This is a genomic window from Caballeronia sp. Sq4a, assembly GCF_023170545.1.
Lineage (GTDB): Bacteria > Pseudomonadota > Gammaproteobacteria > Burkholderiales > Burkholderiaceae > Caballeronia.
In genome coordinates, this window is the sequence record NZ_CP084250.1 from 353,843 (window position 1) to 380,459 (window position 26,617).

At 64.2% G+C, this 26,617-nt stretch carries 26 protein-coding genes; 8 read left to right on the forward strand and 18 right to left on the reverse strand.

Features of this window, described 5'->3' with window-relative positions; translation table 11 throughout:
* Nucleotides 1-12 precede the first annotated feature (12 nt).
* From purH to LDZ24_RS01710, 6 genes are all read right to left on the reverse strand, one after another.
* Complete coding sequence (purH, locus tag LDZ24_RS01685; RefSeq protein ID WP_248321176.1) at nucleotides 13-1,578, reverse strand: bifunctional phosphoribosylaminoimidazolecarboxamide formyltransferase/IMP cyclohydrolase; 1,566 nt, start codon at nucleotides 1,576-1,578, stop codon at nucleotides 13-15.
* A gap of 64 nt (nucleotides 1,579-1,642) precedes the next feature.
* Complete coding sequence (locus LDZ24_RS01690; protein ID WP_175939453.1) at nucleotides 1,643-1,876, reverse strand: Fis family transcriptional regulator; 234 nt, start codon at nucleotides 1,874-1,876, stop codon at nucleotides 1,643-1,645.
* Complete coding sequence (gene dusB / locus LDZ24_RS01695) at nucleotides 1,873-2,964, reverse strand: tRNA dihydrouridine synthase DusB (protein ID WP_248321178.1); 1,092 nt, start codon at nucleotides 2,962-2,964, stop codon at nucleotides 1,873-1,875. Before dusB ends, LDZ24_RS01690 begins: the two co-directional genes overlap by 4 nt.
* A 207-nt stretch (nucleotides 2,965-3,171) precedes the next feature.
* Nucleotides 3,172-4,371, reverse strand: a complete 1,200-nt coding sequence (locus LDZ24_RS01700) for a UbiH/UbiF/VisC/COQ6 family ubiquinone biosynthesis hydroxylase (protein ID WP_248321180.1) — start codon at nucleotides 4,369-4,371, stop codon at nucleotides 3,172-3,174.
* A gap of 10 nt (nucleotides 4,372-4,381) precedes the next feature.
* The gene (locus tag LDZ24_RS01705; RefSeq protein ID WP_248321182.1) at nucleotides 4,382-5,779 is read right to left on the reverse strand and encodes an aminopeptidase P N-terminal domain-containing protein; all 1,398 of its coding nucleotides are present in this window, start codon (nucleotides 5,777-5,779) and stop codon (nucleotides 4,382-4,384) included.
* A 115-nt stretch (nucleotides 5,780-5,894) separates the two neighbouring features.
* Nucleotides 5,895-7,196, reverse strand: coding sequence for a class I SAM-dependent RNA methyltransferase (locus tag LDZ24_RS01710; RefSeq protein ID WP_248321184.1), 1,302 nt, complete (start codon nucleotides 7,194-7,196; stop codon nucleotides 5,895-5,897).
* Nucleotides 7,197-7,344: 148 nt separating this feature from the next.
* Between LDZ24_RS01710 and LDZ24_RS01715 the strand changes: the two genes are divergently transcribed.
* Nucleotides 7,345-7,887: a hypothetical protein gene (locus LDZ24_RS01715; protein WP_248321186.1), complete on the forward strand. Its 543-nt coding sequence runs from the start codon at nucleotides 7,345-7,347 to the stop codon at nucleotides 7,885-7,887.
* Between the two features lie 73 nt (nucleotides 7,888-7,960).
* Here the strand turns inward: LDZ24_RS01715 and LDZ24_RS01720 are convergent, their stop codons facing one another.
* Genes LDZ24_RS01720 through LDZ24_RS01730 form a run of 3 tightly spaced genes read right to left on the reverse strand, consistent with a single transcriptional unit; the run spans nucleotide 7,961 to nucleotide 10,883 of the window.
* Nucleotides 7,961-9,403: an NAD(P)(+) transhydrogenase (Re/Si-specific) subunit beta gene (locus LDZ24_RS01720; protein ID WP_175939458.1), complete on the reverse strand. Its 1,443-nt coding sequence runs from the start codon at nucleotides 9,401-9,403 to the stop codon at nucleotides 7,961-7,963.
* Nucleotides 9,404-9,724, reverse strand: a complete 321-nt coding sequence (locus LDZ24_RS01725; RefSeq protein ID WP_175939459.1) for an NAD(P) transhydrogenase subunit alpha — start codon at nucleotides 9,722-9,724, stop codon at nucleotides 9,404-9,406.
* 13 nt (nucleotides 9,725-9,737) lie between these two features.
* A complete protein-coding gene (locus tag LDZ24_RS01730) occupies nucleotides 9,738-10,883 on the reverse strand; it encodes a Re/Si-specific NAD(P)(+) transhydrogenase subunit alpha (protein WP_248321188.1) in 1,146 nt (381 codons plus the stop codon).
* Nucleotides 10,884-11,099: 216 nt separating this feature from the next.
* Here LDZ24_RS01730 and LDZ24_RS01735 point away from each other — a divergent pair, with 216 nt between their 5' ends.
* The 4 genes from LDZ24_RS01735 (at nucleotide 11,100) to LDZ24_RS01750 (ending at nucleotide 14,744) form a co-directional block, all read left to right on the forward strand.
* Nucleotides 11,100-11,582, forward strand: coding sequence for an NUDIX hydrolase (locus LDZ24_RS01735; RefSeq protein ID WP_248321190.1), 483 nt, complete (start codon nucleotides 11,100-11,102; stop codon nucleotides 11,580-11,582).
* Between the two features lie 31 nt (nucleotides 11,583-11,613).
* Nucleotides 11,614-12,747 (forward strand): tRNA 2-thiouridine(34) synthase MnmA, encoded by a 1,134-nt coding sequence (gene mnmA / locus LDZ24_RS01740; protein ID WP_248321191.1) that lies wholly within the window; start codon nucleotides 11,614-11,616, stop codon nucleotides 12,745-12,747.
* Between the two features lie 153 nt (nucleotides 12,748-12,900).
* Entirely contained in the window at nucleotides 12,901-13,458 is a 558-nt protein-coding gene (locus LDZ24_RS01745) for a TetR/AcrR family transcriptional regulator (protein ID WP_248321192.1), read from the forward strand.
* Between the two features lie 260 nt (nucleotides 13,459-13,718).
* The gene (locus tag LDZ24_RS01750) at nucleotides 13,719-14,744 is read left to right on the forward strand and encodes an alpha/beta hydrolase (RefSeq protein WP_248321194.1); all 1,026 of its coding nucleotides are present in this window, start codon (nucleotides 13,719-13,721) and stop codon (nucleotides 14,742-14,744) included.
* 45 nt (nucleotides 14,745-14,789) lie between these two features.
* Here LDZ24_RS01750 and LDZ24_RS01755 read toward each other — a convergent pair whose 3' ends face one another.
* The 5 genes from LDZ24_RS01755 to LDZ24_RS01775 all read right to left on the reverse strand — a co-directional run bounded on the left by LDZ24_RS01755 (nucleotide 14,790) and on the right by LDZ24_RS01775 (nucleotide 19,320).
* Nucleotides 14,790-15,398 carry a glutathione S-transferase N-terminal domain-containing protein gene (locus LDZ24_RS01755; RefSeq protein ID WP_248322244.1) on the reverse strand — a complete coding sequence of 203 codons (609 nt, stop codon included), beginning with the start codon at nucleotides 15,396-15,398 and terminating at the stop codon, nucleotides 14,790-14,792.
* Between the two features lie 221 nt (nucleotides 15,399-15,619).
* The gene (locus LDZ24_RS01760) at nucleotides 15,620-16,324 is read right to left on the reverse strand and encodes a membrane integrity-associated transporter subunit PqiC (RefSeq protein WP_248321196.1); all 705 of its coding nucleotides are present in this window, start codon (nucleotides 16,322-16,324) and stop codon (nucleotides 15,620-15,622) included.
* Complete coding sequence (locus tag LDZ24_RS01765) at nucleotides 16,321-17,982, reverse strand: intermembrane transport protein PqiB (protein ID WP_248321198.1); 1,662 nt, start codon at nucleotides 17,980-17,982, stop codon at nucleotides 16,321-16,323. Before LDZ24_RS01765 ends, LDZ24_RS01760 begins: the two co-directional genes overlap by 4 nt.
* Nucleotides 17,975-18,664 (reverse strand): paraquat-inducible protein A, encoded by a 690-nt coding sequence (locus LDZ24_RS01770; RefSeq protein WP_371747371.1) that lies wholly within the window; start codon nucleotides 18,662-18,664, stop codon nucleotides 17,975-17,977. The genes LDZ24_RS01765 and LDZ24_RS01770 overlap by 8 nt, the downstream gene beginning before the upstream one ends.
* Nucleotides 18,661-19,320 (reverse strand): paraquat-inducible protein A, encoded by a 660-nt coding sequence (locus LDZ24_RS01775; RefSeq protein ID WP_248321199.1) that lies wholly within the window; start codon nucleotides 19,318-19,320, stop codon nucleotides 18,661-18,663. Before LDZ24_RS01775 ends, LDZ24_RS01770 begins: the two co-directional genes overlap by 4 nt.
* A 420-nt stretch (nucleotides 19,321-19,740) precedes the next feature.
* On the opposite strand from LDZ24_RS01775, the gene LDZ24_RS01780 reads away from it, so the two are divergent.
* From LDZ24_RS01780 to LDZ24_RS01790, 3 genes are all read left to right on the forward strand, one after another.
* Entirely contained in the window at nucleotides 19,741-20,310 is a 570-nt protein-coding gene (locus LDZ24_RS01780) for a cytochrome b (protein WP_248321201.1), read from the forward strand.
* 121 nt (nucleotides 20,311-20,431) lie between these two features.
* A complete protein-coding gene (locus LDZ24_RS01785; protein ID WP_175939471.1) occupies nucleotides 20,432-20,995 on the forward strand; it encodes a YceI family protein in 564 nt (187 codons plus the stop codon).
* A 73-nt stretch (nucleotides 20,996-21,068) separates the two neighbouring features.
* Nucleotides 21,069-21,632, forward strand: coding sequence for a YceI family protein (locus tag LDZ24_RS01790; RefSeq protein WP_371747402.1), 564 nt, complete (start codon nucleotides 21,069-21,071; stop codon nucleotides 21,630-21,632).
* An 82-nt stretch (nucleotides 21,633-21,714) separates the two neighbouring features.
* On the opposite strand, the gene secF is transcribed toward LDZ24_RS01790, so the two are convergent.
* The 4 genes from secF to tgt form a co-directional block, all read right to left on the reverse strand.
* Entirely contained in the window at nucleotides 21,715-22,665 is a 951-nt protein-coding gene (secF, locus tag LDZ24_RS01795; protein WP_248321204.1) for a protein translocase subunit SecF, read from the reverse strand.
* Nucleotides 22,666-22,683: 18 nt separating this feature from the next.
* Nucleotides 22,684-24,762, reverse strand: a complete 2,079-nt coding sequence (gene secD / locus LDZ24_RS01800) for a protein translocase subunit SecD (protein WP_248321206.1) — start codon at nucleotides 24,760-24,762, stop codon at nucleotides 22,684-22,686.
* 131 nt (nucleotides 24,763-24,893) lie between these two features.
* Nucleotides 24,894-25,223: a preprotein translocase subunit YajC gene (gene yajC / locus LDZ24_RS01805; RefSeq protein ID WP_159835259.1), complete on the reverse strand. Its 330-nt coding sequence runs from the start codon at nucleotides 25,221-25,223 to the stop codon at nucleotides 24,894-24,896.
* 206 nt (nucleotides 25,224-25,429) lie between these two features.
* On the reverse strand, nucleotides 25,430-26,590 hold the full coding sequence (tgt, locus tag LDZ24_RS01810; RefSeq protein ID WP_248321207.1) for a tRNA guanosine(34) transglycosylase Tgt: 1,161 nt from the start codon (nucleotides 26,588-26,590) through the stop codon (nucleotides 25,430-25,432).
* Nucleotides 26,591-26,617 lie beyond the last annotated feature (27 nt).

Consider the following 26,617-nt stretch of genomic DNA (forward strand, 5'->3'; position numbering starts at 1 on the left):
AACTCGGCGCAATTAATGGCGGAAATGGCGCGTGCCGGTGAGGATCATCGCGACATTGTGCTCGTCGGCGGCGGCGACCACTTCGTCGTCGCGCATGGAGCCGCCCGGCTGGATCACGCAGGTCGCGCCCGCGTTCACCACCACGTCGAGGCCGTCGCGGAACGGGAAGAACGCATCCGATGCGACCGCCGAGCCGTTAAGCGAGAGTCCTGCGTTCTGCGCCTTGATACCCGCGATGCGCGCCGAATCCACGCGGCTCATCTGGCCCGCGCCGACGCCGAGCGTCATGCCGCCGCCGCAGAACACGATCGCGTTCGACTTCACGAACTTCGCCACGCGCCACGCGAACATCAGATCGTCCATTTCCTTCGGCGTCGGATGGCGCTTGGTCACGACGCGCAGTTCATGCGGCTGCACGTTCTTCGAATCGAGCGACTGAACCAGCAGACCGCCGCCCACGCGCTTCAGGTCGAATGCGTTGTGGCCGTCGCCGAGCGCGATTTGCAAGAGGCGCACGTTCTGCTTCGCGGCGAACACGGCGCGCGCGGCTTCGCTGAACGAAGGCGCGATCAGCACTTCGACGAACTGCTTCGCCACGGCCTGCGCCGCCGCTTCGTCCACTTCGCGATTGAACGCGATGATGCCGCCGAACGCCGAAGTCGGATCGGTCTGGAACGCCTTCGAGTAAGCCTCGTGCGCGTTTGCGCCGATGGCGACGCCGCACGGATTCGCGTGCTTGATGATGACGCACGCGGGCGCGTCGAAGGTCTTCACGCATTCCCACGCGGCGTCCGAATCCGCGATGTTGTTGTACGAGAGTTCCTTGCCCTGCAACTGCTCGTAGTTGGCGAGCGCGCCGGCAGGCACCGAAAGATCGCGGTAGAACGCCGCGCTTTGATGCGGATTTTCGCCATAGCGCAAGTCCTGCACTTTCTCGAACGCGAGATTGAACGTGGCGGGGTAGGTGTTGCGCTCGCTATGCTGAAGCGTTTCGGTGAGGCTCGTCAGATAGTTGGTGATCGCGCCGTCGTACTGCGCGGTGTGCGCGAAGACCTTGGTCGCGAGCCGAAAGTTCGTCGCATAGCCGACGCTGTTGTTGTTCGCGCGGATCTCGTCGAGCACGGCGGCGTAGTCGGCCGGATCGACGATCACGGTCACATCGCGATGATTCTTCGCCGCCGAGCGCAGCATGGTCGGCCCGCCGATGTCGATGTTCTCGATGGCGTCTTCGAGCGAACACTGTTCCTTGGCGACCGTCTGCACGAACGGATACAGATTGACGACGAGCAGGTCGATCGTCGGAATGTCGTGCTTCTCCAGCGCGGCCATGTGCTCGGGCAGATCGCGGCGGGCGAGAATGCCGCCGTGCACCTTCGGATGCAGCGTCTTCACGCGCCCATCCAGCATTTCCGGGAAGCCGGTGTAGTCGGCGACTTCGGTCACGGGCAGTCCCGCGTCCGCGAGCAGTTTCGCCGTGCCGCCGGTCGAGAGAAGCCGGACGCCGAGCTGCGAGAGCGATTGGGCAAATTCGACGATGCCGGACTTGTCGGAAACCGAGATGAGCGCTTGCTTGATCATGATGAACACTGAAACCAGAAAGGATAACCAGGCCGGACGCGAGGCGCGCGCCTCGTCCGAAGAATCAAATCAATCCGTGCTGCTGAAGTTTCTTCCGTAGCGTGTTGCGGTTGATGCCGAGGTATTCGGCCGCGAGCGACTGATTGCCGCCCGCCTGCGCGAGCACCACTTCGAGCATCGGTTTCTCCACGCACGAAATCACCATGTCGTACACGTCGTGCGGGTTCGAGCCGTCCAGGTCCTGAAAGTAGCTGTCGAGGCTCTGGCGGACGCATTGTTCGATGTTATGTCTGCTCATGCGGCGATTCGTCGGTCTGTGTTGTTCTGTTCGCCGCACGATTCTTCATCGGCCGCTTCGTCGGCGTCCGCGGCCTCATCTACATAGACGAGACGGTCTGACAGCGCCTTTTGCGCGTCGAAGAATTCGTTCACAGCGAACAATTGTTCTTTGGTCGTGTCGAGCGTATTCATCCGGTGCCGGAAGGTGTTGGCCCCGGAAAGGCCGCGAGTGTACCAGCCGATGTGCTTGCGCGCAGTCCGGACGCCCGTGAATTCGCCGTAGAAGGCGTAGTGATCTTCGAGGTGCTCGTTCATCACCTGCTGGATCTCGTCGATGCGCGGCGGCGGCATGCGCTCGCCCGTCGCAAGGAAGTGCTCGATCTCGCGGAAGAGCCACGGCCGGCCCTGCGCCGCGCGGCCGATCATGATGGCGTCCGCGCCGGTTCCCGCGAGCACGTCGCGCGCTTTTTCGGGCGTCGTGATGTCCCCGTTCGCGACGACCGGGATCTTCACCGACGCCTTCACGGCCGCGATGGTCTCGTACTCCGCGTCGCCCTTATACAAGTCGGCGCGCGTGCGTCCGTGCACGGTCAGCATGGCGATGCCGGCATCCTCGGCAATGCGCGCGATGGTCAGCGCATTCTTGTTCTCGCGATTCCACCCCGTGCGAATCTTGAGCGTCACGGGCACCGCGTCCGGGCCGACGCCGACCGCCTGCACGACCGCCTCGACGATGCGCGCGACCAGCGGTTCGTTCTGCAAGAGCGCCGATCCCGCCGCGACGTTGCACACCTTCTTGGCCGGGCAGCCCATGTTGATGTCGATGATCTGCGCGCCGTTCGCGACGTTGTGACGCGCGGCTTCGGCAAGCATCTGCGGGTCCGCGCCCGCGATCTGCACGGCAATGGGCTCGACCTCGCCCGCATGGTTCGCGCGGCGCATGGTCTTTTCGCTCTTCCACAACTGCGCGTTGGACGCGACCATCTCCGAGACCGCGTAGCCCGCGCCCATGCGCTTGCACAACTGGCGGAACGGCCGGTCGGTGACGCCTGCCATCGGAGCGACGAACAGGTTATTGCGCAGAACGTGTGAACCGATGATGGGCATGAAGTCGGGGCACCGGGCGGGCGAACGTTCGACAATGAGCGCCGTGTCGCGTCAGACGGATGCAGAAATGCGGAAGGGAAACGCGTATTTTAACGCTAAGCGACTGCTGAAATTAAGAGCAATCGCGTGCAAGTGTTTAAATCTTCTGTGAAAGCAGACGCGGCCATAGAGGATAAGTCGCGCGTCTGCCACACAAGTCGCCCACGTTCAGCGTCGCTGGCCGAACATCATCTGCCGCGCGAGCGCCGTTTTGAGCGGCGGCAGGAATTCGAGCGCGGTCAGCGCCAGCCCGCGCGCGGCGGCGAGGGGCGCGAAATCCACCGTGAAGATGCGGGCGAGCGTATCCGTCGCGCCGATGGTGAAGCGGCGGTCGAGCGCGCGCCGCTGTGCAAAGTGCGCGAGCGCGAGCGGGCGCGGTCCGTCGGTCGAAAGGGCGTCGCAGAGCGCCTGAGCGTCGCGCAGCCCGAGGTTCAGGCCCTGGCCCGCCACCGGATGCAACGTCTGCGCCGCGTTGCCGATAGCAACCGTGCGCCGGTCGACCAGCGCGTTGAGCGCCGTCAGCCCGAGCGGGTACGCCGCCCGCCCGACGATGCGCGTGAAGCGCCCCATGCGCGAGCCGAACGCGACGCCGAGTTCGGCAAGCAAGGCGTCGTCGTCGAGCTGCATGCGTCGCGCGGCTTCGTCGGGCGAGCAGCACCAGACGAGCGAGTAATCCGCGTGACGCTGGCCGCCGCAGGGCAGAAGCGCAATCGGGCCTTGATTCGTGAAGCGTTCCCACGCGACGTTGGCTTGCGGGTCCGACACGCTCACCGTGCCGACGATGGCCGTCTGCCCGTAGTCGCGTGCCCGGCGCTGCGTGGAGACTGCGACATCGCGCGGACCTTGCTGATAGAGCCCGCCTTCTGCGTTGACGAGCACGCGCACCCGGATCGTGCGCTCGACGCCGCCCGATTGCAGTGGCAGCGTCACGCTTTCGTTGTCCTGCAAGGGCGGCAAGGCGGACGTATCGGTGAGCCAATCGACTTTCGTCGCGCGCACGGCCTTCGCGAGCGCGCCGACGAGCGAGCCGTAGCGCACCACGTAACCCAGCTCCGGCAAGTCGTGTTCGTCGTGCTCGATCAGCGTGCGCCCGAAATGCCCGCGCTGCGATACGTGAATGCGGCGGATCGGCGTGACGTCGGCGGGAAAGCCGAGCGGCTGGAGCATCACGCGGCTGCCGTGCGAAAGCGCGAGCGAGCGCGGATCGTTCGCGGCGGCTTCGGGCGTGCGCGCGTCGATCAGCGCGATGGAAAGCCGCGAGGTCGCGCTGCGCCGCGCGAGCCAGCCGGCGAGCGCGAGCCCGACCGGACCCGCGCCGACGATGGCGATGTCGTAATCGAAATGCGGTTGCGTGATGGCGTCGCTCATGTCGTGAGATTCAATGGCTGATGGATTCGCGCATGAGCGCCTCGATTTCGTCGGCGGCGACGGGGACTTCGCGCGTCAGCAGCTCGCAGCCGCCGGGCGTGACGAGCGCGTCGTCTTCGATTCGGATGCCTGTGTTCCAGTAGCGCTCGGGCACGTCCTCGGCGGCGCGCACGTACAGGCCCGGCTCGATGGTCAGCACGTTGCCGGCAACGAGCGTACGCCAGGGACGCGCGCCTTGCGCGTCGCGCGGGCCGTCCGCTTCCCGATACTCGCCCGCGTCGTGCACATCCATGCCGAGCCAGTGGCCGGTGCGATGCATGTAGAAGCGCGCGTAGGCGCGTTCGGCGATGACGTTCTCCACGCCGCCGAACTTCGCTCTATCGAGGATGCCGGTGTCGAGCAGACCTTGGCACAGCACTTCGAGCGCGGCCTGATGCGGCGCGTCGAAGCTCACGCCGGCACGCGTCGCGTCGATGGCGGCGGACTGCGCGGCGAGCACGATGTCATAGAGCTCGCGCTGCGCCGGCGTAAAACGGCCGCTTGCCGGGAACGTGCGCGTGATGTCGGAGGCGTAGCCGTCCAGTTCGCATGCGGCGTCGATCAGGACAAGGTCGCCGTCGCGCAGAACCGCATTGCCCGCCGGGTAATGCAGCACGCACGCATTCGCGCCTGTAGCCACGATGGAGCCGTACGCGGGCGCTTGCGCGCCGTGCCGCCGGAAGGTGTAGAGCAGTTCCGCTTCGAGTTCGTATTCGCGCATGCCAGGGCGGCAAGCGTGCATCGCGCGGCGGTGCGCCTCGGCGGAGATGGATGCCGCGCGGCGCATGATCGCGATCTCGTGCGGGTCCTTCACCATCCGCATTTCGTCGATGATCGGCAACAGATGCTGCGCCCGCGTGGGCGCGCGCACGCCGCTGCGGCTTTGCGCACGCACGGCGTCGAGCCAGCCGCGAACCTTGGCGTCGAGTTCAGCCGATGTGCCGAGCGCGTAGAACAGCGCGGGCTGGTCGGCGAGAAGGCGCGGCATATGTTCGTCGAGCGCGCCGATGGCGAAGGCGGCATCGAAACCGAACGCCTCGGCGGCGGCTTCCGGGCCGTAGCGAAAGCCTTCCCATGTTTCGCGCTCGGGGTTCTTCTCGCGGCAGAACAGGATAGACGCGGGCTCGCCATCCCGCGCGCTCGCGTTCAGCACGAGCGTCGCCTCGGGTTCGCTGAAGCCCGTCAGGTAATAGAAGTAGCTGTCGTGGCGGAACGGATAGTCCGTGTCGCGATTGCGCATGACTTCGGGCGCGGTCGAGAGCACGGCGAGCCCGCCGCCCTGCGCGCGCAACTGCGCGAGCACGCGCTCGCGGCGGCTGCGGTAGATATCGACGGCGATCGGGCTGACATCTTCGGTAAATGAGTTCATGCGCCGATTGTAGCGCCGGCCTACAAGCTGCGCGAATAGGCCATTCGGCCTAGTAGTCGCACGTCATGGGACGCGGCATACTCGCTCGAAAGCGGTCGAGCTCCCTGCGCAGCGCCTACTCTTCCGCCCGGTTGCGCACGCTGCCCGCCACGAGGTCGAAGCGGAACAGCCGGCATTCGAGCGCGCCGTTGAAAAGCGGCGTCTTCGTCGATTCCCGCAGCCGCAGCATGCCGGGCAGCTTGCGGTCGGACGTGAGCACATAGGCGCGCCAGCCGGGGAAGCGTTGCTTGAGCGCGTTGCCGAACGAGACGAAGAACTCGGTGTCGGCTGGATCGGGCTGAGCGCGGGCGAATGCGTCGTCATCCTCGCGGCGCGAACGAGCCGTGTCGCGGATTTCGCCGCGCGGGCCGCGTCCGCGCACTTCGATACGTTCGCCATACGGCGGATTCGCGACGAGGATGCCGGGCGCGTCGGTGGGCGGCGTCATGTTGCGGGCGTCCACCTGCTTGAGCGAGAGTTCCGGCACGCCGGCGCGGCTGAGGTTCGCGCGCGCCTTGTCGAGCATGTCGCCGGAGATGTCGCTGCCGAAGATGTTGATGTCCTTCGCGTTGGCGCGCGCCGCGCGCTTCGCTTCCATCGCGGCGTTCTTGAGCTTTTGCCACATGCCCGGATGGAACGGCTTCAGCTTCTCGAAGCCGAAGCGTCGCTCGCTGCCCGGCGCGATGTTGAGCGCGGTCTGCGCGGCCTCGGCGAGGAAGGTGCCGCTACCGCACATCGGATCGAAGAGCGGCGTGCCGGGCGTCCATCCGGTCAGGCGCAGAATGCCGGCGGCGAGATTTTCCCGCAGGGGCGCCGCGCCCTTGTCGAGCCGCCAGCCGCGTTTGAAGAGCGGTTCGCCGGACGTGTCCAGATAGAGCGTGCACTCGTTCATGGTGAGGAACGCGAACACGCGTACGTCGGGCTGCGCCGTATCGATGCTCGGGCGCGCGCCGCTCAGATCGCGCAGGCGGTCGCACACGGCGTCTTTCACGCGCAGCGTCGTGAATTCGAGGCTCTTGAGCGGCGATTTGATTGCGGTCAGATCGACGCGCATGGTCTGGCTCGGCGTGAACCACTGTTCCCATCGCTGCCGATGCGTCAGTTCGTAGATATCGTGCTCGTTGCGATACGGGCCGTGCGCGATCTTAAGCAACACGCGGCTCGCGATGCGCGAGTGCAGGTTCGCCGCCATGCCCGCGACCCAGCCGCCCCGGAAGTGCACGCCGCCCGGCACTTGCGCGCCGACCTTGAGCGGACCGCTTCCCGAGAGCGGCGCGGTGCTGACGTGTCGTTCCCCGATCTCGGCAAGCTCGGCGGCGAGCGGCGCTTCGAGACCGCGCGGGCAGGGGACAAACCAGTCGAAAAGAGGGGAGGACATGTGGGGCGGTTGCGGGGTTCAAAGGCGGTATTGTACGCGGGGAACTTCGAAAGGCTGTGCGCTAGAATCTGCCGCCGCGTCGTTTCGGGGCCGCGCCGGGCTAGCGGGTGGCAACGTCTCGTTCTGCTTCGGCACAGACGTTCAGTGAGTGCATTTGCCACCCTATTTGAAAATGGTCAACTGGGCATATTTCCCGAGATCCGACAAAGCGACGCGTCTTGCCGTCGGCGTGGTCCAGGCGTTCGAAGAAGTTCATTCGTCGATTGCTTCGGATCAACATACTCTTCCGAGCAACGGCGTTCTGGCCTACGTTGCTGCGCCTCTTGCAGAACTGGGCTTCGCCGTCGAGGCAGGGAAAAAGCACGCGGACAAGATTCGCGTTCCCGTCTTATATGGAAACAACGGACGAGTCGCCAAGGCATTCGAAGCGGATGCCTATCATGCGGACGAACGGTTCGTTGTCGAAGTCGAGGCCGGACGTGGAGTGGCCAACAACCAGTTCCTTAAGGACCTCTTTCAAGCTTGCATGATGGATGACGTCGACTATCTGGCGATTGCGGTCCGGAACGTCTACGTTGCCGCGGGCGTGACGAACCCGGACTTCGACCGCGTCGTCACGTTCTTCGATACTCTCTTTGCGAGCAACCGAATGCGGCTTCCTCTGAAGGGTATCTTGATCGTTGGCTATTGAATGGTATGTGGCATGACTTTACGCGCTCGTCCACGACTGGCGAACGAGCGCGGTTCGTCTCGATCGCCAAGCCTCACTCCACCGCCTTCATCATCTCCTCGACCACCTTCTTCGCATCCCCGAACACCATCATCGTCTTGTCCATATAGAACAGTTCGTTATCGAGCCCGGCGTAGCCCGCCGCCATCGACCGCTTGTTCACGATGATCGTCCGCGCCTTGTACGCTTCGAGAATCGGCATACCCGCGATGGGCGATTTCGGGTCCGTCTTCGCAGCCGGGTTCACCACGTCGTTGGCTCCGAGCACGAGCACCACGTCCGTCTGCCCGAACTCGCTGTTGATGTCTTCCATCTCCTGAACCATCTCGTACGGCACTTCGGCTTCCGCAAGCAGCACGTTCATATGCCCCGGCATGCGCCCCGCGACCGGGTGAATCGCATACCGCACGTCGATGCCTTTCTCGACCAGTTTGTCCGTCAGCTCCTTCAGCGCATGCTGCGCGCGTGCGACGGCGAGCCCGTAACCCGGCACGATCACCACGCTTTCCGCGTTGCCGAGCATGAAGGCGGCGTCGTCGGCGGAACCGGACTTCACCGGCCGCTGCTCCTGCGCGCCGCCCGCCGCCGCGCCGCCCGCCTCACCGCCGAAGCCGCCGAGAATGACGTTGAAGAACGAGCGGTTCATGGCCTTGCACATGATGTACGAGAGAATCGCGCCCGACGAACCGACGAGCGATCCCGCGATGATCAGCATCGGATTGTTGAGCGAGAAGCCGATGCCCGCCGCCGCCCAGCCCGAGTACGAATTGAGCATGGAGACCACGACCGGCATGTCCGCGCCGCCAATCGGAATGATGATGAGCACGCCGAGCGCGAACGCGATCAGCGTCATGATGACGAACGGCAGCCACGACTGCGTCACCATGAAGATGATGCCGAAGCCGATCATCGCGACAGCCAGCAGCAGGTTGATCAAATGCTGCCCCGAGTAGACCACCGGCGCGCCCTGAAAGAGCCGGAACTTGTACTTGCCCGAGAGCTTGCCAAAGGCGATCACCGATCCCGAAAACGTGATCGCGCCGACGAACGTGCCGATGAACAACTCGACGCGATTGCCGTAGGGAATCAGATAGCCCGGCGGCGCGAGTCCGAACGCGGACGGCTCCGCAACCACCGCATACGCGATGCACACGGCCGCGAGACCGATCAGCGAGTGCATCGCGGCGACGAGCTCGGGCATCTTCGTCATCTCGACTTTCGCCGCGATATACGCGCCCGCCGCGCCGCCGATGATCAACGCCGCGAACAGGAGCGACAGCCCGAGCGAAAGATTGGAGCCGAGATCAGCGGCCTGCTTTGTGATGAGCGCGAGCGTCGTGAAAATGGCGATGGCCATGCCCGCCATGCCGAACGTATTGCCGATGCGCGCGGTCTTCGGATTCGACAGGCCCTTGAGCGCCTGAATGAAGCACACCGACGCGATCAGATACAGGAGAGTGACGACGTTCATGCTCATTTACGCGCCCTCCTTGCTGGTCAGCTTCCTCGGTTCCTTCTTCTTGAACATTTCGAGCATGCGCCGCGTGACGAGAAAGCCGCCGAACACGTTCACCGCCGCGAGCAGCACCGCGAGCGCGCCGAAGAACTTGCCCGTGCCGCCGACCGTGAGCCCGACCGCGAGCATCGCGCCGACGATCACGATCGCCGAAATGGCGTTCGTCACGGCCATGAGCGGCGTATGCAGCGCGGGCGTCACGTTCCAGACCACGTGATAGCCGACGTAGATCGCCAGCACGAAGATGATGAGGTTGATCACCGTATGGTTGATGACGTCCATGTTCGTCTCCGTGTCAGGCGGTCGCGCGGGCGAGCTGTCCGTCGCGGCACTGGAGCGTGGCCGCGACGATGTCGTCCGCGAGGTCGATGTTGAGCGTGCCTTCCTTCGTCAGGATCAGCTTCAGGAAGTCGAGCAGATTGCGCGCGTAGAGCGCGGAGGCGTCGGCGGCGACCATCGAAGCCAGATTCGTGTGGCCGACGATATGCACGCCATGCTTCGTCACCACCTGATCGACTTCGGTAAGCGGGCAATTGCCGCCTTTTCTGCCTTCGAACTCGGGGCCGCGTCCGGCGGCGAGATCCACGATCACGCTTCCGGGTTTCATGTGCTTCACCGTTTCCACCGAGATGAGCGTCGGCGCGGGACGGCCGGGAATCAGCGCGGTCGAGATGACGATGTCGGCCGCCTTCGCGCGTTCGTGCACGAGCGCGGACTGTCGCGCGAGCCAGCTCGGCGGCATCGGACGCGCGTAGCCGCCGACGCCTTGCGCCGCCTCGCGTTCCTCGTCGGTTTCGAAAGGCACGTCGACGAACTTCGCGCCGAGCGATTCGATCTGCTCCTTCACGGCCGGCCGCACATCCGACGCTTCGACCACGGCGCCGAGGCGCTTGGCCGTCGCGATCGCCTGCAGGCCCGCGACGCCCGCGCCGAGCACGAGCACGCGCGCCGCTTTCACGGTGCCGGCGGCGGTCATGAGCATCGGCATGAATCGCTGATAGTACTGGCAGGCCATCAGCACGGCCTTGTATCCGGCGATGTTCGCTTGCGACGAGAGCACGTCGAGGCTCTGCGCGCGCGTCGTGCGCGGCGCGGCTTCGAGCGCGAACGCGGTGATGTTGGCCGCTGCGAGCCGCGCGGTGTTCTCGGTGTTGAACGGATCGAGCATGCCGATGAGCACGGCGCCCGGCTTCATCGTCGCGAGCTCTTCGGCGGATGGCGACTGGACCTTGAGCACGATGTCGGCTGAAAACGCGGTGCCGGCATCGACGATATCCGCGCCCGCTTGCGCGAACGCGTCGTCGATATAGCTCGCCCGCACGCCCGCGCCGCTTTGCACCGAAAGGCGGTGTCCTTGCGCGACGAGCTTTTTCACGGTCTCCGGCGTGGCGGCGACGCGCGCCTCGTTCGCCCGCGTCTCGGCAGGCACTCCGATATGCATGTTGAATCCTCCTGTCTTTTCTTTTCTTGCCCTCGCGCGCGGCCACGCTTGAGGGAGAGACCAAGGCTGTTTTCGGGTTTCAGATGCTGACGGACGACGTTCTCAACTCTAACTGAAGAATAAGCGCCCAAAATGCGATCCGGGGCGCGATCGCACTCCGCGCTAACCCTTAGGCCGCGCGCACGTGATCGGACGGGTGACGGTAAAATGTCGGCCATGAAATCAGATACTTGGGCTCCTCACGTTACGGTCGCGGCGGTCGTCGAGCAGGACGGGCGCTTCCTCGTCATCGAGGAACACACGTCCGCAGGGCTGCGAATCAACCAACCGGCCGGTCATCTCGAAGCGGGCGAAACGCTCGTCGAGGCGGTCATTCGCGAGACGCTGGAAGAAACGGCGCATCGCTTCGAGCCCGAGGCGCTCGTCGGCGCGTACATGACGCACTTTCAGCGTCCGGGGCGCGACGTGACGTATCTGCGCTTCACCTTCTGCGGCAAGTCCGCGGGCGAAGTGGCGGGGCGCGCGCTGGACAAAGGCATCGTTCGCGCAATGTGGCTCACGCCCGACGAACTGCGCGCGACGGCCGCGCAGCATCGCACGCCGCTCGTCATGCAGTGTGTCGACGACTATCTGGCCGGGCGGCGCGTGCCACTCGATTTCATCCATACGCATTCGGTCGCGCCGGTGGTGCGCTCCTGACGCGCTCGCGCGCCAACAACGCGGTAATCCTATGAGCAAGCGAAGAGTAGTGGTGGGCATGTCGGGCGGCGTGGATTCGTCGGTGACGGCGTGGCTGCTGAAAGAGCAGGGCTACGACGTCGTCGGCCTGTTCATGAAGAACTGGGAAGATGACGACGACGGCGAATATTGCTCGACGCGGCAGGACTGGATCGATGTGGTGTCGGTGGCGGACCTGATCGGCATCGACGTCGAGGCGGTCAACTTCGCCGCCGAATACAAGGACCGCGTGTTCGCCGAGTTTTTGCGCGAGTACTCGGCCGGCCGCACGCCGAATCCGGACGTGCTGTGCAACGCCGAGATCAAGTTCAAGGCATTCCTCGATCACGCGATGTCGCTCGGCGCGGAAACCATCGCGACCGGCCACTACGCCCGCGTGCGCGAACAGAATGGCCTCTTCCAGTTGCTGAAGGCCACCGATTCGACGAAGGACCAGTCGTACTTCCTGTATCGGCTGAATCAGCAGCAGCTTTCGAAGACGCTCTTCCCGCTCGGCGAGATTCCGAAGACGAAGGTGCGGGAAATCGCCGCGCAGATCGGCCTGCCGAACGCGAAGAAGAAGGATTCGACCGGCATCTGCTTCATCGGCGAACGGCCGTTTCGCGACTTCCTGAACCGCTATCTGCCGACGCAACCCGGCCCGATGAAGACGGCCGAAGGGAAGGTCGTCGGCGAGCACATCGGGCTTGCGTTCTATACGTTCGGGCAGCGCAAGGGCATCGGCATCGGCGGCGCGAAGGACGGCAGCGGCGAGCCGTGGTTCGTCGCGGGCAAGGACATGGCGAGCAACACGCTCTATGTCGTGCAGGGCCACGACCATCCGTGGCTTCTGTCGCAGACGCTCGTCGCGGGGAACACGAGCTGGGTCGCGGGTTTCGCGCCCGAGGACGGCACCGCGTGCGCGGCCAAGACGCGCTATCGGCAGCAGGACGCCGCGTGCCGCTTCGCCGCTGCGGACGACGGTCATTTCGAATTGAACTTCGATGAAGCGCAGTGGGCGGTGACGCCGGGACAGTCGGCCGTGCTGTATCAGGGCGACGTGTGTCTCGGCGGTGGGATCATCGAAAGCGCGGCGGCGGACGTGGTACCGCACGCGCCGCGCGTCGTAGCGGCGACTGCAAGCTGAAGACACGCGCCCCGGACGCGCGTGCTCCAGGGCGCGCTTCGATGGCCGTTTCCTATCGACTCGATAAAAAGTCATTTGATACAATCGCTTGACTCTCTACCTATCGATAGATAAAGTGAGGGCATCGACATCGGATGAACGGTGAATCACGCGATGGACAAGAACACGGTACGCGAGGCGCTGCTCGATCACGCGCAGACGGTCATGATGAAGCGCGGCTACAACGGCTTCAGCTATCGCGACTTGTCGGAACTCGTCGGTGTGAAGACGTCGAGCATCCACTATTACTTTCCAACGAAGGAAGACCTTGCGCTCGAAGCGGTGAACGCCTATAGCGCGGACGTCATGTCCTCGGTCTATGCCATCGACAGTTCGGCCTCGGCCGACAAGAAGCTCGACCGCTACACGAAGCTCTTCGGGCGCATCATCGGCGACGGGACTCAGGTCTGCCTATGCGGCATGCTGGCAGCGGACATCGAGTCGTTGCCGGAGAAAGTGCGTCATGCCATTCAGGCGTTCTTTCGCGCTAACGAAAACTGGCTGGCAAAGGTCCTGGCAGAAGGCGAGGCGCAGGATACGCTCGATGCCGGAGGCAAGCCGGAAGCGGCGGCGCGCGCGCTGTACGCCGCATTTCAGGGCAGTCTGCTCGCGTGCCGATTGTTTCAGACGCGGGCGCGTCTGGATGAGGTTGCCGCAACGGTGCGGCGGTAGATAACCCTGTGGATAAGTCTGTGAAAAACCCGTTTTCCCTTTTGCCTATGTCTATCGTTCGATAGGTAGATTTTGGCGTGAATCATCCCGACATGAAGAGAGGGCACCTTCGCGAGCCTTGCGTGGCGCGCCCGGCTGTATTGCGGGGATAGCCGCGCTACGCACACGAACCAGATGCACCACACGATTCCGTCGATTTATCTATCTAGTAGTAGATAAGCATCAAACTTACGTTTCCTTTTTACCGACCGGAGCACACCATGAAAAAGCTGAAAGCCACGTTGATCGCAACCGCCGTTGCCACCGCCGTTCTGTCGCATACCGCAGCCGACGCCGCGCCGGTGCTTGAACCGACAACGCAGCAGTTCATCGACACGCTCGCCGCCAAGAACGGCCCGCCGATCTACACGCTTTCCCCGGCCGACGCGCGCAACGTGCTCGCAGGCGCGCAAGCGCAGCCGGTGAAGAAGGAAGCCGCGAAGATCGAAGACCGCGTGATCGAAGCCGGTCCAACGGGCAAGATCGCGTTGCGCATCGTCCGGCCGGCGCATGCGAAGGGCGCGTTGCCCGTCATCATGTATTTCCACGGCGGCGGCTGGGTGCTGGGCGACAAGAACACGCACGACCGGCTGGTGCGCGAAATCGCGAACGGGGCAGAGGCCGAAGTCGTGTTCGTCGATTACGACCGCTCGCCCGAGACGAAGTATCCGGTGCCGATCGAGGAAGCGTACGCGGCGACGCGTTACGTCGCGGACCACGCCCGCGAGTTCGATGTCGATGCGTCGCGCATGGCGGTGGCCGGCGATAGCGTCGGCGGCAACATGGCCGCGGCCGTGACGCTGCTGGCAAAGGAGCGGCACGGCCCGGCGCTGCGCGCGCAAGTGCTGTTCTATCCGGTGACGGACGCCAATTTCGATGACGGCGCGTACAACGAGTTCGCCAACGGCCCGTGGCTCACGCGCGACGCGATGAAGTGGTTCTGGGACGCCTACGCGCCGAACGCCGCAGATCGCGCGAAGGTTACGGCGTCGCCGCTGCGCGCAAGCATCGACGAATTGAAGGGATTGCCGCCGGCGCTCGTCATCACCGACGAAAACGACGTGCTGCGCGATGAAGGCGAAGCCTACGCGCGCAAGCTGACCGAAGCCGGCGTACCCGTGACTTCGGTGCGCTACAACGGCACGATCCACGATTTCGTGATGCTGAACGCCCTCGCCGGGACGCCCGCCACGCGCGCCGCGATCGCGCAGGCCAACGCGACGCTCAAGGCCGCGCTGAAGAAGTGACGCGCGGATGCCGGACCGCTCCCGCCGCGCGCGGGAGCGCGGCCCTCAGCGCGGCTCCGTATCGATAAACGATTGCCGTTGCGCGAGCCGCGCGTAGAACTTGTCGAGCGCCGGGTGGGCCTCGCGCCAGTCGAGGTCCGGCATGCGGAAGTCGAGATAGCCGAGCGCGCAGCCGCACGCGATGTCGGCGAGCGTGAAGCGGTTCGCGGAGCACCACTGTTTCGTGTCGAGACCACGCGCCATCGCGCGCAGACCGTCCTCGATCTTGTGCCGCTGCCGCGCGATCCACATGTCGCTGCGGTGGGCCTCGTCGCGCAGCACGCCTTCGAGGCGAATCAGGACGGCCGCGTCGAGCATGCCGTCCGCGAGCGCTTCCCAGCAGCGCACTTCGGTGCGCTCGCGCCGTTCCTGGGGCAGCAGCTTGCCGACCGGCGTCAGCGTGTCCACGTATTCGCAGATCACGCGCGAATCGAACACCGCTTCGCCGCCGTCCAGAATCAGACACGGCACTTTGCCGAGCGGGTTGAAATCGTGGATCTTGGAATCGGATGCCCAGACATCTTCGAGCACCAGTTCGCAGTCGATCTTCTTTTCCGCCATCACGATCCGCACCTTGCGGACGAATGGACTCGTGTGCGAACCGATTAGTTTCATCATCTATTCTTCGCGTTCGTTTCGGATAAAGCGGAGGTCGATCTTAACCGGGCGCGCCTGCGCCAACTGCATTTTCGAGATGCGGCGCAGGCCGGTGTCGTCTGGCGACAACATGCCGTTGCCGCAAGACGCTCAGTGCTGCTCATCAGCAGACGAAACACGGTGCGAAGCAGACGGAAATATCGGGTTCCTATGCGTTCGGCGCATGCAACGCGCCGAACTTACTGCGCGCTGGCAGTCGTCGCGCCATCCGACGCCGGGCACGGCAAAACCGGCGCAGGGCGCGCGCTGGCCGCTGCCGCCTTGCCCTTGGCGGACGATGACGCCGCGACGGCGGGCGGCAGCGCAGCGAGACTTCGCACGCCTGCTGAAATAGCCGTGGCGAGCGCATTCACCGCTTTGCGATGCCCGTCGATCAGCGCGCCGTAGCCGTCGCCGACAGGCTCGTTTGCGACCGTGCGACAGGTCATGACCGTCTGCGAACCGGCGGCGCGCACGCTCCAGACCGCATCGAGCACGGCCTGCGAGCCCGGCCACGACTCGAACCGCTGCACCTTCACCGTCACGCGATACACCGGCGCCGATTCCGGATACGGCGTGCCGTAGACATCGATCGCATTCAGCTGCTGCGAGAGATCGCTCGACAGCGCGCGCCGCACTTCGTCGCCGGGAAGCGAGGCCCAGCGTTCCTGTTCCAGCACGCTCACTTGCGCGGGACTCGTCTGCACGACCAGCTGATTGCGCGAAACCTGCTCGGGCATGTCCACCGGCGCGAGCTGGAAATAGAACGCCGCCGCCGACGACGACACCGGAGCCGGCGTCTGCGCCGCGCCGCCCAACGTGTAGAACCGGCTCGACGGCGAGGACGCGCACGCGCACAGCGCGCCCGCCGCGCCCACCGTCAACAACAACGCGCCGAACCTCATGGTTTGTCCTCCGGTTTGCCGCGCAACAGCGATTCCGGATGACGTTCCAGATAATCAGCCAGCGCATTGAGCGATTGAAGCGTCCGCGTGAGTTCCTGCATCGCCTGATGCACGTCGGACTGAAGCGGCGAGTCCTGCTGAAGCGTCGATTGCGCCGCGCCGAAGGTTTTCTTTGCCTGCGTGAGCGTGTCGCGCATTTCGGGCATGACTTCCTTGTTGAGCTGGTCGAAGAGCGTGTTGGCGTTCTTCAGCGAGCCGTTCAGGTTCGTGCCGATCTGGTCGAACGGAATCTTGTCCAGCTTGCGCGCGATGTCGGCAATCTGCAGTTGCAGCTCGTCGAGCGTGTTCGGCACCGTCGGCAGTTCGATCGGATCGCCCGCCACGTTCACCTTCGCGGGCGCGGCTTTCGGGAAGAAGTCGAGCGCGACGTAAAGCTGGCTCGTCAGCAGATTGCCGGTGCGCAACTGTCCACGCAGGCCGCGCTTGACGAGCAACTCCAGCATGTCGTGGCTCTGCTCCGTTCCCTGTTCGGGCAGCGCGGCTTTCGCACGGCGGCCGAGCCGGTCCGGATACAGGTCGATGGTCACGGGCATCATGAACGAATGCGTCTGCTGGTCGTATCGCACGCCGATGCCCGTCACCTGTCCGAGCACGATGCCGCGGAAATCGACCGGCGCGCCCACCGACAAACCGCGCAACGACTGATTGAAGTTCATCACCACATGCACCGGATCGCCGTCGGGGTCGCGCATCGCGTCGGCCTGATCCGAGGCGAGGCGGAAGGTTGCGTTCTCCTTCGCTTGCGCGCCGGCCTGCTGATTCGGCGGCGTCTGGAACGCGATGCCGCCGAGCACCACAGTGGCGAGCGACTGCGTGTTCAGCGTGAAGCCGCTCGAATCCAGCCGCAGATCGACGCCGCTCGCGTGCCACCAGCGCGAGTTCGTGCCGACGTACTGATCGTACGGCGCGTTCACGAAAACCTGCATGGTGACGCCGGTGCCGTCTTTATCGAGCGAAAACGCCGTGACCTGCCCGACCTGCACGCGCCGGTAATACACCGGCGAGCCGATATCCAGCGAGCCGAGCGATTCGCCGTGCAGCGTGAACGTGTGTCCCTTCTGGTCGCCGGTGACGGCAGGCGGCGTCTCCAGACCGACGAAGTAGCTCTGATCCTCGGTCGATTTCCCCGCGTCCGCGCCGATGTACGCGCCGGACAGCAGCGTGGAAAGACCGGTGACGCCGCTTGCCGCCACGCGCGGCCGCACGACCCAGAAGCGCGTGTCCTTCACGGCGAAATCGGTGGCTTCCTTCGTGAGCTGGACATCGACGAGCACGCGCGAATGGTCCTTCGACAGCGTGATCGTCTTGACCGTGCCGATGTCCACGTCCTTGAACTTGACCTTGGTCTTGCCGGGCTCCAGCCCTTCGGCGCTCACGAAACTGATAGTCACGGTCGGGCCGCGACTCGACACCGTCTTCACGACCAGGAACACGCCGATCAACGCCGCGACGATCGGAATGACCCACACGAGCGACGGCAGCCAGCGGCTGCGCGGCTCGATCACCGGCTCGGGCAGTCTCGGCGGCAGTCCGCCGCCGCTCGTTTCCTCGAAAGGCTTGGGAGCATCCGGCCCATTCGGACCTTGGGCACTAGTCATATTTCTTTCCTGACGGTTCTATGTTGTCCCATATCAGACGTGGGTCGAACTGCATGGAGGCGAGCATCGTCAGGACGACGACGGACGCGAACGCGAGCGCGGCCGGCCCCGCCGTGATGACCGCGACCGACTTGAAGCGCACCAGCGCGACGGTGAGCGTCACGACGAAGATGTCTAGCATCGACCATCGGCCGATGCCTTCGACGATGCGATAGAGCGTCGTGCGCTGACGCGGACGCCACGTCGAGCGCCGCTGCACGCTCACGAGCAGAAATGCGAGCGACAGCAGCTTCAGCATCGGCACCAGAATGCTCGCCACGAAAATGACCACGGCGAGCGGATAGTCGCCATCGTTCCAGAACAACGCGACGCCGCTCATGATGGTGTCGTCTTCCGCGCCGAGAATCGACGACGTGTGCAGCATCGGATAGACGTTCGCGGGAATGTAGAGGATCGCCGCGCTGATGAGGAGCGCCCACGTTCGCGCGATGCTGTCCGGATTGCGCCGGTGCACGGCCGCGCCGCAGCGCGTGCAGCGCTGCTTTTCGACCGTGCGCGCGAGCGGCTGCACGAGGCCGCAGGCGTGGCAGCCGACTACGCGCTCGCGCGAGGCCGTGGTGAACAGCGTGGGCGGTTCGGCGCCGGGCGCGGACGACTCGGTGTTGCGCGGAATGTCGGTCACGATTTCTGCCTCGCGGGCGGCGAGACGGCCACGCGCCCGCGCCGGGGAAGCTGGCCCGCGATATCCCACAGCGAGCGCGGATCGAAACTGACGACGACTGCCACCATCAGCGTGAGCGCGCCGAACGCGAAGAGCGCGGCTTCGGGAATCACGCGCGCGACGCTCAGCATCTTCACGAGCGTGACGAGCACGCCGAGCATGAACACTTCGATCATGCCCCACGGCCGCACGAACTGAATCGCGCGCAAGGTGACGTCGAAACCCGGCGGAATATAACCGGCGCGCACGGGCATCAGCACATAGAGCAGGGCGGTCAATTCGCAGAGCGGGAACAGGATGGTCGCGCAAAACACGAGCACTGCGACGACCTCCATGTGCTCGCCCCACAGCGCGATGATCGCGCCGATGAGCGTCGTCTGCGAGGTAATGCCGTTCGCGTCGAGCTCGACGATGGGAAACGCCTGCGCGATGACGAAGGTGATGAGCGCAGCGAGCGTCGTCGCGCAGATGCGGTCGAGGTTGGATGTCATGCCGCGGTAGAGTCGCGTGCCGCAGCGCGGACAGTTCGCGGTGCTATGTTCGGGCAGCGCGCGCTTTCTGAAGAGCGCGTCGCATTCGTGACATGCGATCAGTTCTTCTGAATCGTTCACATTCATAGTCGATGCCGGGCCTTCTCATGCGTGTTCGTGGGGCGCCGCAAGATCGGCCCGGGGCAAAAAGAGCAAGTCCCGGGCCAGCGCGCACGGTAGCAGCATGGTATCAAAGACCGATGACGCGCGACGATACGGCAGGCGCGAAGCAAGCGAGACCCCGGCGCGGAATAAACCGGCCGACGGTTCCGTTCACTTCTGGCTGCGCCCGGAGGCATCGACCGTTGCATGCGCGGAATAGTTCGTTGCATGGATGCGGTACATCGCTCGGAAACGGCCGCAAAGCCGCGCCGGTGCTGGCCCGGAGCGTGGGCGGCAGGTCCCGGCACGTGTGATGGCATTTCGCCGTTGTTCGGGTAGCATGGCGGCGCGTGCATCGGTCAGGCGCACCCAGCGCACATTAGCCATATTCAGGACATCAGCATCATGGAAAGCAGTGTTGGCATCTCGCAAGCCAGTTCGGCCGAGCGATACGGCGCGACGGCGATCGCATTTCACTGGCTCATCGCGCTCTTGATCGTGGGCGGGTTCTATCTCGGCTGGATCATGACCGACATTCCCGGCTTCACCCCGACCAAGCTCAAGTACTTTTCGTGGCACAAGTGGATCGGCGTGACCGTGTTCGTGCTTGCGGCGCTGCGGCTCGTGTGGCGCATGACGCATCGCGCGCCCGCCATGCCGGCCGGCATGCCGCGCTGGCAGCAGGGCGCGGCGCACGTCACGCATATTCTGCTCTACGTGCTGATGGTCGTGATTCCCGCGTCCGGCTATCTGTACAGCTCGGCGGCGGGCTTGCAGGTCGTCTATCTCGGCGTGCTGCCGCTGCCGACGATCATCGGACCCGACAAGGCGCTCAAGGCGACGCTGCGCATCGTCCATGTGGCGCTGAACTACGGCCTGCTGGTGCTCGTCGCCATGCACGTGCTCGCGGCGCTCAAGCATCATTTCGTCGATCGCGACGGCTTGCTCGGCCGCATGCTGCCCTTCATCAAGTGATCGAGGCGCAACGTTCGATTGTTTCCTCGCCGTTGGCAACGCATGTCCGGCTCGTTGTTGGTTCCCGCATGCTTTTGATTTTCAATACCGGTTGCTCGTCGATACGTCAAAAAAGGCACACATGAAACTGAAACTCAATGGTTGGATGCTGGCCGCCGTGGCCGCAGCATCGCTCGCCACGGCAGCGGGCGCGCAGGCGCAAGTGGATATGGCGAAGAGCTCGGTCATCGCCACGTCCAAGCAAATGAACGTGCCCACCGACGGCAAGTTCAACAAGTTCAACGCGCAGATTTCGTTCGATCCGGCGAAGCCCGCGGCGGGCAGCGCGAACATCACCATCGACACCGGCAGCTACGATCTCGGCGACGACGACTACAACAAGCAGGTGCGCGGCAAGGAATGGTTCGACAGCGCGACGTATCCGACCGCCACGTTCGTTTCGAGCGCCATTGCGCCGGCGGGCGGCAACCAGTACAAGGTCACCGGGAAGATCACGATCAAGGGCAAGTCGCAGACGGTCACGGTGCCCGTCACCATCACGCAGCAGGGCGCGACCGAAACCTTCGACGGCGCGCTGCCGATCAAGCGCACGCAGTTCGACGTGGGCACGGGCGAGTGGAAGGACACGTCGGTGGTCGCGGACGATGTCGTCATCAAGTTTCATATCGTCGCCGCGAAGAAGTAAGCGGCGGCCGTTTCGTTCAACAACCTAGATTCAACGCTCATTCAGTCAGGAGAAGCACTTGAACAAGCTTTCGATGATCGCCGCCGGCATGCTCGCAGCCGGCCTGTCCTTCAGCGCGATGGCCGCTGACACGTACCAGCTCGACCCGAACCACACGTATCCGAGCTTCGAGGCGGACCACTTCGGCGGCGTGTCGACGTGGCGCGGCAAGTTCAACAAGAGCAGCGGCACCGTGGTGCTCGACCGCGCGGCGAAGACGGGCACGGTGGACGTGACCATCGACGTGTCGTCGATCAACACGGGCAACGCCAAGCTCGACGAGCATCTGCAAAAGCCCGAATTCTTCGATGCCGCCAAGTACCCGACGGCCGTGTACAAGGGCACGTCGATCAAGTTCGACGGCGACAAGCCGTCCGAAGTGGTCGGCACGTTGACGATGCACGGCGTGACGAAGCCGCTGAACCTGAAGATCGAGAGCTTCAAGTGCTTCGTGAACCCGATGATGAAGAAGGAAGTCTGCGGCACGGAAGCGACGGCGACGTTCGATCGCGGCGACTTCGGCATGGACTACGGCAAGTCGTACGGCTTCAGCCTGAAGACGGTGCTGCATATCCAGGCTGAAGGCGTGAAGCAGTAAGCCTCGGCGCATCGCGCGAGGAGAAACGAAAAGGGCCGGTCATCGAGACCGGCCCTTTTGCTTTTTGCGCTGAAAAGAAGGGTTAAACCTGAGCGCCCGCGTTCGGGTCGTTCGGATCGTACTTGTCCTTCTTGTCCTTGATCAGATCTTCACGCTTGACGCCGAACCACATGGCGAGCGCGGCGGCCACGAACACCGACGAATAGATACCGAACAGAATACCCACGGTCAGCGCGAGCGCGAAGTAGTGCAGCGTCGGGCCGCCGAAGAAGAACATCGAGAGCACCATCATTTCGGTACAGCCGTGCGTGATGATGGTCCGCGACATCGTGCTCGTGATCGCGTGGTTGATGACTTCGATCACCGTCATCTTGCGCTGCTTGCGGAAGGTCTCGCGAATCCGGTCGAAGATAACGACCGACTCGTTCACCGAATAGCCGAGCACCGCGAGAATCGCCGCCAGCACCGACAGCGAGAACTCCCACTGGAAGTAGGCGAAGAAGCCGAGAATGATCACCACGTCGTGCAGGTTCGCGATGATGCCCGCCACCGCGTACTTCCACTCGAAGCGGAACGACAGGTAGATCACGATGCCGATCACCACGCACGCGAGCGCGGCGAGCCCGTTGGTCACGAGTTCCTTGCCGACCTGCGGCCCGACGAACTCCACGCGCTGCAAGGTGACTTGCGCGTCGTTCGACTTGAGCGCGCTCATCACCTGGTCGCTCTGCTGCGCGGAGGTGAGGCCCTGCTTGAGCGGCAGGCGGATCAGCACGTCGCGCGAGGTGCCGAAGTTCTGCACTTGCGCGTCGCCGTAACCGAGTTTCGCCATGGTGGCGCGCACCGGTTCGAGCGGCACGGCCTGCGGATACTGCACTTCGATGACCGTGCCGCCGGTGAACTCGACCGACAGATGCAGCCCGCGATGCACGAGGAAAAAGACAGCCGCGAGGAACGTGATGAGCGAGATCGCGTTGAAGATCAACGCGCGCTGCATCAGCGGCAAGTCGCGGCGAATGCGGAAGAATTCCATGTTTCGTTTCTCCGGGGCTCAGGGCTTAACGGACTGGCCCGGTTTCTGTTGATCGATGCCGGGGCCCGAGCGGCGGCGCACGGTCGGCTTGCCGGTGCGCGGGGCCGTCTGAGCGCTCGCGCGCGGCGCGGCGGCGGCGCGCGCCTTGGCCTTGCTGCGGGCGGCGGGAACGACTTCCTCGGCGACCGCTTCATCGCCCTGCTGCGCCGCGAGATACGCCGCAGCGGCCGATTCGGCGCTCGCGCCTTCCGGACGCCACACTTGCCCGATCGCCAGCGACTTCAGCTTCTTCTTGCCGCCGTACCACAGGTTCACGAGACCGCGCGAGAAGAACACGGCCGAGAACATCGACGTCAGAATGCCGATACAGTGCACCACCGCGAAGCCGCGCACCGGACCCGAGCCGAACGCGAGCAGCGCGAGGCCGGCGATCAGCGTGGTGACGTTCGAATCGAGAATCGTCGCCCATGCGTGCTTGAAGCCTTCCTGAATCGCGGTCTGCGGCGGCGCGCCGTTGCGCAGTTCTTCGCGGATACGCTCGTTGATCAGCACGTTCGCGTCGATCGCCATACCGAGCGCGAGCGCGATAGCGGCAATGCCCGGCAGCGTCAGCGTGGCCTGCAGCATCGAGAGAATCGCGACGAGCAGGAGCAGGTTCACGGACAGCGAGAGCATCGAGATCAGGCCGAACAGCAGGTAGTACACGATCATGAAGACGGCGATCGCGGCGAAACCGTACGTGACCGAATCGAAGCCCTTCTTGATGTTGTCCGCGCCGAGGCTCGGGCCGACCGTGCGTTCCTCGATGATGTCCATCGGCGCCGCGAGCGAGCCGGCGCGCAGGAGCAGCGCGAGGTCGGTCGCGGCTTGCGGCGTCGGCTGGCCGGTAATCTGGAAGCGGTCGCCGAGTTCGGACTGGATGGTCGCGACCGTCAGCACTTCGCCCTTGCCCTTCTCGAAGAGCACCATCGCCATCGGCTTGCCGATGTTGTCGCGCGAAACGGCGCCGACCGCGCGCCCGCCGGCCGAATCCAGCCGGATGTTCACGGACGGACGCTGATGGTCGTCGAAGCCCGCCGAGGCGTCGATGATGCGGTCGCCCGTGAAAATCACCTGCTTGCGCAGAAACACGGTGCGATCGCCTTGCTTGAACGCTTCGTCGCCGGGAGGAACGGGATCGTTCGGGCCGGAGGCGTACGTGTTCACCGGGTCGGCAAGGCGCGCTTCGAGCGTCGCCGTGCGGCCGATGATGTCCTTCGCCTTCGCCGTGTCCTGCACGCCCGGCAGCTCGACCACGATGCGGTCCGCGCCTTGTTGCTGAATCACCGGCTCCGCGACGCCGAGTTCGTTCACGCGGTTATGCAGCGTCGTGATGTTCTGCTTGAGCGCGCCGTCCTCCACCGTCTTCTGCGTGCCCGCCGAGAACGTGCCGACCACCTGAACGCCGTCGCCGCCCTGGCGCGTCGTCCATTGAAGCTCGGAGACGCCCGTGGAAAGCAGGTTGCGCGCGTTGTCCGCGACCGCCTGATCCGAGAAATTCACGACGACCGATTGCCCCACGCGATTCACGCCGCCATCGCGAATGTTGCGATCGCGCAGATAAGTGCGGGCGTCGGCTGCGTCTGAATCGAGTTTCTTGTTCAGCGCGCCGGCCATGTCGACCTGAAGCAGGAAGTGCACGCCGCCGCGCAAGTCGAGGCCGAGGTACATCGGCAGCGCGTGCAGGGCCGTCAGCCAGCGCGGCGAGGCGCTCTGCAGATTCAGCGCGACGATGTATTGCGGATCGGTCGGGTCGCTGTTCAACGTTTTCGTCAGCAGGTCCTTCACGCGCAACTGCGTGTCGGTGTCCTTCAGCCGCACGCGGATGTTCGCGTTGGTCTGCGAATTGTCGAACGTGACTTCGTCAGCCGTGATGTGGCTCGCGGCGAGCGCGCCTTCCACATTCGCGAGCGTGGACGAATCCAGCTTGACGGTCGCCTTGCCGCTCGACACCTGCACGGCGGGCGCTTCGCCGAAGAAATTGGGGAGCGTGTACACGAGACCGATGACGAGCGCCACCAGCATCACGACATACTTCCAAAGGGGATAACGATTCATGGGGATGGCCGAACAGAAAGTTGGCTTCGGGGGAGAGGGCGTCCGGCGTTATGCGCGACGAGCCGGTTGAGTGACTCGTGTGACTCGGAGGGCTCGGAGCGAGGCCGCGCCGGACGCGAAAGAATCTGGCCTTACAGCGACTTGATGGTGCCCTTGGGGAGAATAGTCGTGACGGAGGCCTTCTGCACGGTGATTTCCGTGCCTTCGGCGATTTCGACGCCGACATACGCTTCCGACACCTTCGTCACCTTGCCGACGATACCGCCGTTGGTCACCACTTCGTCGCCCTTGGCCATGGCGGCCAGCATGTTGCGATGCTCCTTCTGACGCTTCATCTGCGGACGGATCATGATGAAATACAGCACCGCGAACATCAGGATCAGGGGCAGGAAGCTCATCAGGCTCGATTCCGCGCTGCCCGCGGTGGCGCCTTGTGCAAAGGCATTCGAAATGAACGACACGTTGGTCTCTCCGTTATACGTCGAAAATACGTCGAAATTGCGATTCAAAAACCGGCTTGGAAATTAGCCCGACATTCTACCACTCGCCCATGCCGGCAAGGCGCCGGAATGCGCTTTGGCATCAAGCCGTTAGGCCCGCGCGCGGGCCGTTCGGGCGAGCGTTAGAAAGGTGATTGTAATGGGAGCGGCGCGACGGCTGGCGTAAGTTAGTCGACCCCGCGCGCCCGGTTTTCCGCGAAGGTCTTGCGAAACGCCTCGAAGCTGTGATTTTCGATCGACTCACGCACTTCGCCGATCAATTGCAGGTAGTAGTGCAGGTTGTGGATGGTGTTCAACTGCGCGCCGAGAATTTCGCCCACGCGATGCAGATGATGCAGATACGCCCGCGTGAAATTGCGGCACGTGTAGCAGCCGCAGCTTTCGTCGAGCGGTTTCATCGAATTCTTGTGCGTCGCGTTCTTGATCTTCAGATCGCCGAAGCGCGTGAAAAGCCAGCCGTTGCGCGCGTTGCGCGTGGGCATCACGCAGTCGAACATGTCGACGCCCGCCGCCACGCCCGCCACGAGATCCTCCGGCGTGCCGACGCCCATCAGGTAATGCGGCTTGTCGGCAGGCAGCTTCGGTCCGATGTGATTCAGGACGCGCATCATGTCTTCCTTCGGCTCGCCGACCGACAGCCCGCCGATCGCAAAGCCGTGAAAGCCGATGTCCGCGAGTCCGGCCAGCGATTCGTCGCGCAGGTCTTCGAACATGCCGCCCTGCACGATGCCGAAGAGCGCATTCGGGTTGCCGAGCCGCGTGAATTCGTCGATGGAACGCTTGGCCCAGCGCATCGACATGCGCATGGAGTCGGCGGCTTCCTGGTGCGAGGTCGGCACGCCGTTGGTCGCGTACGGCGTGCATTCGTCGAACTGCATGACGATGTCCGAGTTCAGCACCTTCTGGATTTGCATCGACACTTCGGGCGACAGGAACAGCCGGTCGCCGTTGATCGGCGATGCGAACGTGACGCCATCTTCGGTGATCTTGCGCAGATCGCCGAGCGAGAACACTTGGAAGCCGCCGGAATCGGTGAGAATCGGCCGGTCCCAGCCCATGAAGCGATGCAGCCCGCCGTGCACGCCGATCGTCTCCAGTCCCGGGCGCAGCCAAAGGTGAAACGTGTTGCCGAGGATGATCTGCGCGCGGATTTCTTCGAGTTCGCGCGGCTGGGTCGCCTTCACGGTGCCGTACGTGCCGACCGGCATGAAAATCGGCGTTTCGATGACGCCGTGATTGAGCGTGAGGCGGCCGCGGCGGGCCTGCCCGTCGGTCGTCAGCAGTTCGAACTTGAGGCCGTTGTCCGGCGGGGTGTGATTCACTGTCATGTAGATTCCTGTGCTACCGGAGAACAG

Bases quoted from the DNA above. Each gene is read 5' to 3' on its own strand.
- purH (WP_248321176.1), bottom strand. From the start codon at position 1,578: ATGATCAAGCAAGCGCTCATCTCGGTTTCCGACAAGTCCGGCATCGTC.
- LDZ24_RS01690 (WP_175939453.1), bottom strand. From the start codon at position 1,876: ATGAGCAGACATAACATCGAACAATGCGTCCGCCAGAGCCTCGACAGC.
- dusB (WP_248321178.1), bottom strand. From the start codon at position 2,964: ATGCCCATCATCGGTTCACACGTTCTGCGCAATAACCTGTTCGTCGCT.
- LDZ24_RS01700 (WP_248321180.1), bottom strand. From the start codon at position 4,371: ATGAGCGACGCCATCACGCAACCGCATTTCGATTACGACATCGCCATC.
- LDZ24_RS01705 (WP_248321182.1), bottom strand. From the start codon at position 5,779: ATGAACTCATTTACCGAAGATGTCAGCCCGATCGCCGTCGATATCTAC.
- LDZ24_RS01710 (WP_248321184.1), bottom strand. From the start codon at position 7,196: ATGTCCTCCCCTCTTTTCGACTGGTTTGTCCCCTGCCCGCGCGGTCTC.
- LDZ24_RS01720 (WP_175939458.1), bottom strand. From the start codon at position 9,403: ATGAGCATGAACGTCGTCACTCTCCTGTATCTGATCGCGTCGGTGTGC.
- LDZ24_RS01725 (WP_175939459.1), bottom strand. From the start codon at position 9,724: ATGGACGTCATCAACCATACGGTGATCAACCTCATCATCTTCGTGCTG.
- LDZ24_RS01730 (WP_248321188.1), bottom strand. From the start codon at position 10,883: ATGCATATCGGAGTGCCTGCCGAGACGCGGGCGAACGAGGCGCGCGTC.
- LDZ24_RS01735 (WP_248321190.1), top strand. From the start codon at position 11,100: ATGAAATCAGATACTTGGGCTCCTCACGTTACGGTCGCGGCGGTCGTC.
- mnmA (WP_248321191.1), top strand. From the start codon at position 11,614: ATGAGCAAGCGAAGAGTAGTGGTGGGCATGTCGGGCGGCGTGGATTCG.
- LDZ24_RS01745 (WP_248321192.1), top strand. From the start codon at position 12,901: ATGGACAAGAACACGGTACGCGAGGCGCTGCTCGATCACGCGCAGACG.
- LDZ24_RS01750 (WP_248321194.1), top strand. From the start codon at position 13,719: ATGAAAAAGCTGAAAGCCACGTTGATCGCAACCGCCGTTGCCACCGCC.
- LDZ24_RS01755 (WP_248322244.1), bottom strand. From the start codon at position 15,398: ATGAAACTAATCGGTTCGCACACGAGTCCATTCGTCCGCAAGGTGCGG.
- LDZ24_RS01760 (WP_248321196.1), bottom strand. From the start codon at position 16,324: ATGAGGTTCGGCGCGTTGTTGTTGACGGTGGGCGCGGCGGGCGCGCTG.
- LDZ24_RS01765 (WP_248321198.1), bottom strand. From the start codon at position 17,982: ATGACTAGTGCCCAAGGTCCGAATGGGCCGGATGCTCCCAAGCCTTTC.
- LDZ24_RS01775 (WP_248321199.1), bottom strand. From the start codon at position 19,320: ATGAATGTGAACGATTCAGAAGAACTGATCGCATGTCACGAATGCGAC.
- LDZ24_RS01780 (WP_248321201.1), top strand. From the start codon at position 19,741: ATGGAAAGCAGTGTTGGCATCTCGCAAGCCAGTTCGGCCGAGCGATAC.
- LDZ24_RS01785 (WP_175939471.1), top strand. From the start codon at position 20,432: ATGAAACTGAAACTCAATGGTTGGATGCTGGCCGCCGTGGCCGCAGCA.
- LDZ24_RS01790 (WP_371747402.1), top strand. From the start codon at position 21,069: ATGATCGCCGCCGGCATGCTCGCAGCCGGCCTGTCCTTCAGCGCGATG.
- secF (WP_248321204.1), bottom strand. From the start codon at position 22,665: ATGGAATTCTTCCGCATTCGCCGCGACTTGCCGCTGATGCAGCGCGCG.
- secD (WP_248321206.1), bottom strand. From the start codon at position 24,762: ATGAATCGTTATCCCCTTTGGAAGTATGTCGTGATGCTGGTGGCGCTC.
- tgt (WP_248321207.1), bottom strand. From the start codon at position 26,590: ATGACAGTGAATCACACCCCGCCGGACAACGGCCTCAAGTTCGAACTG.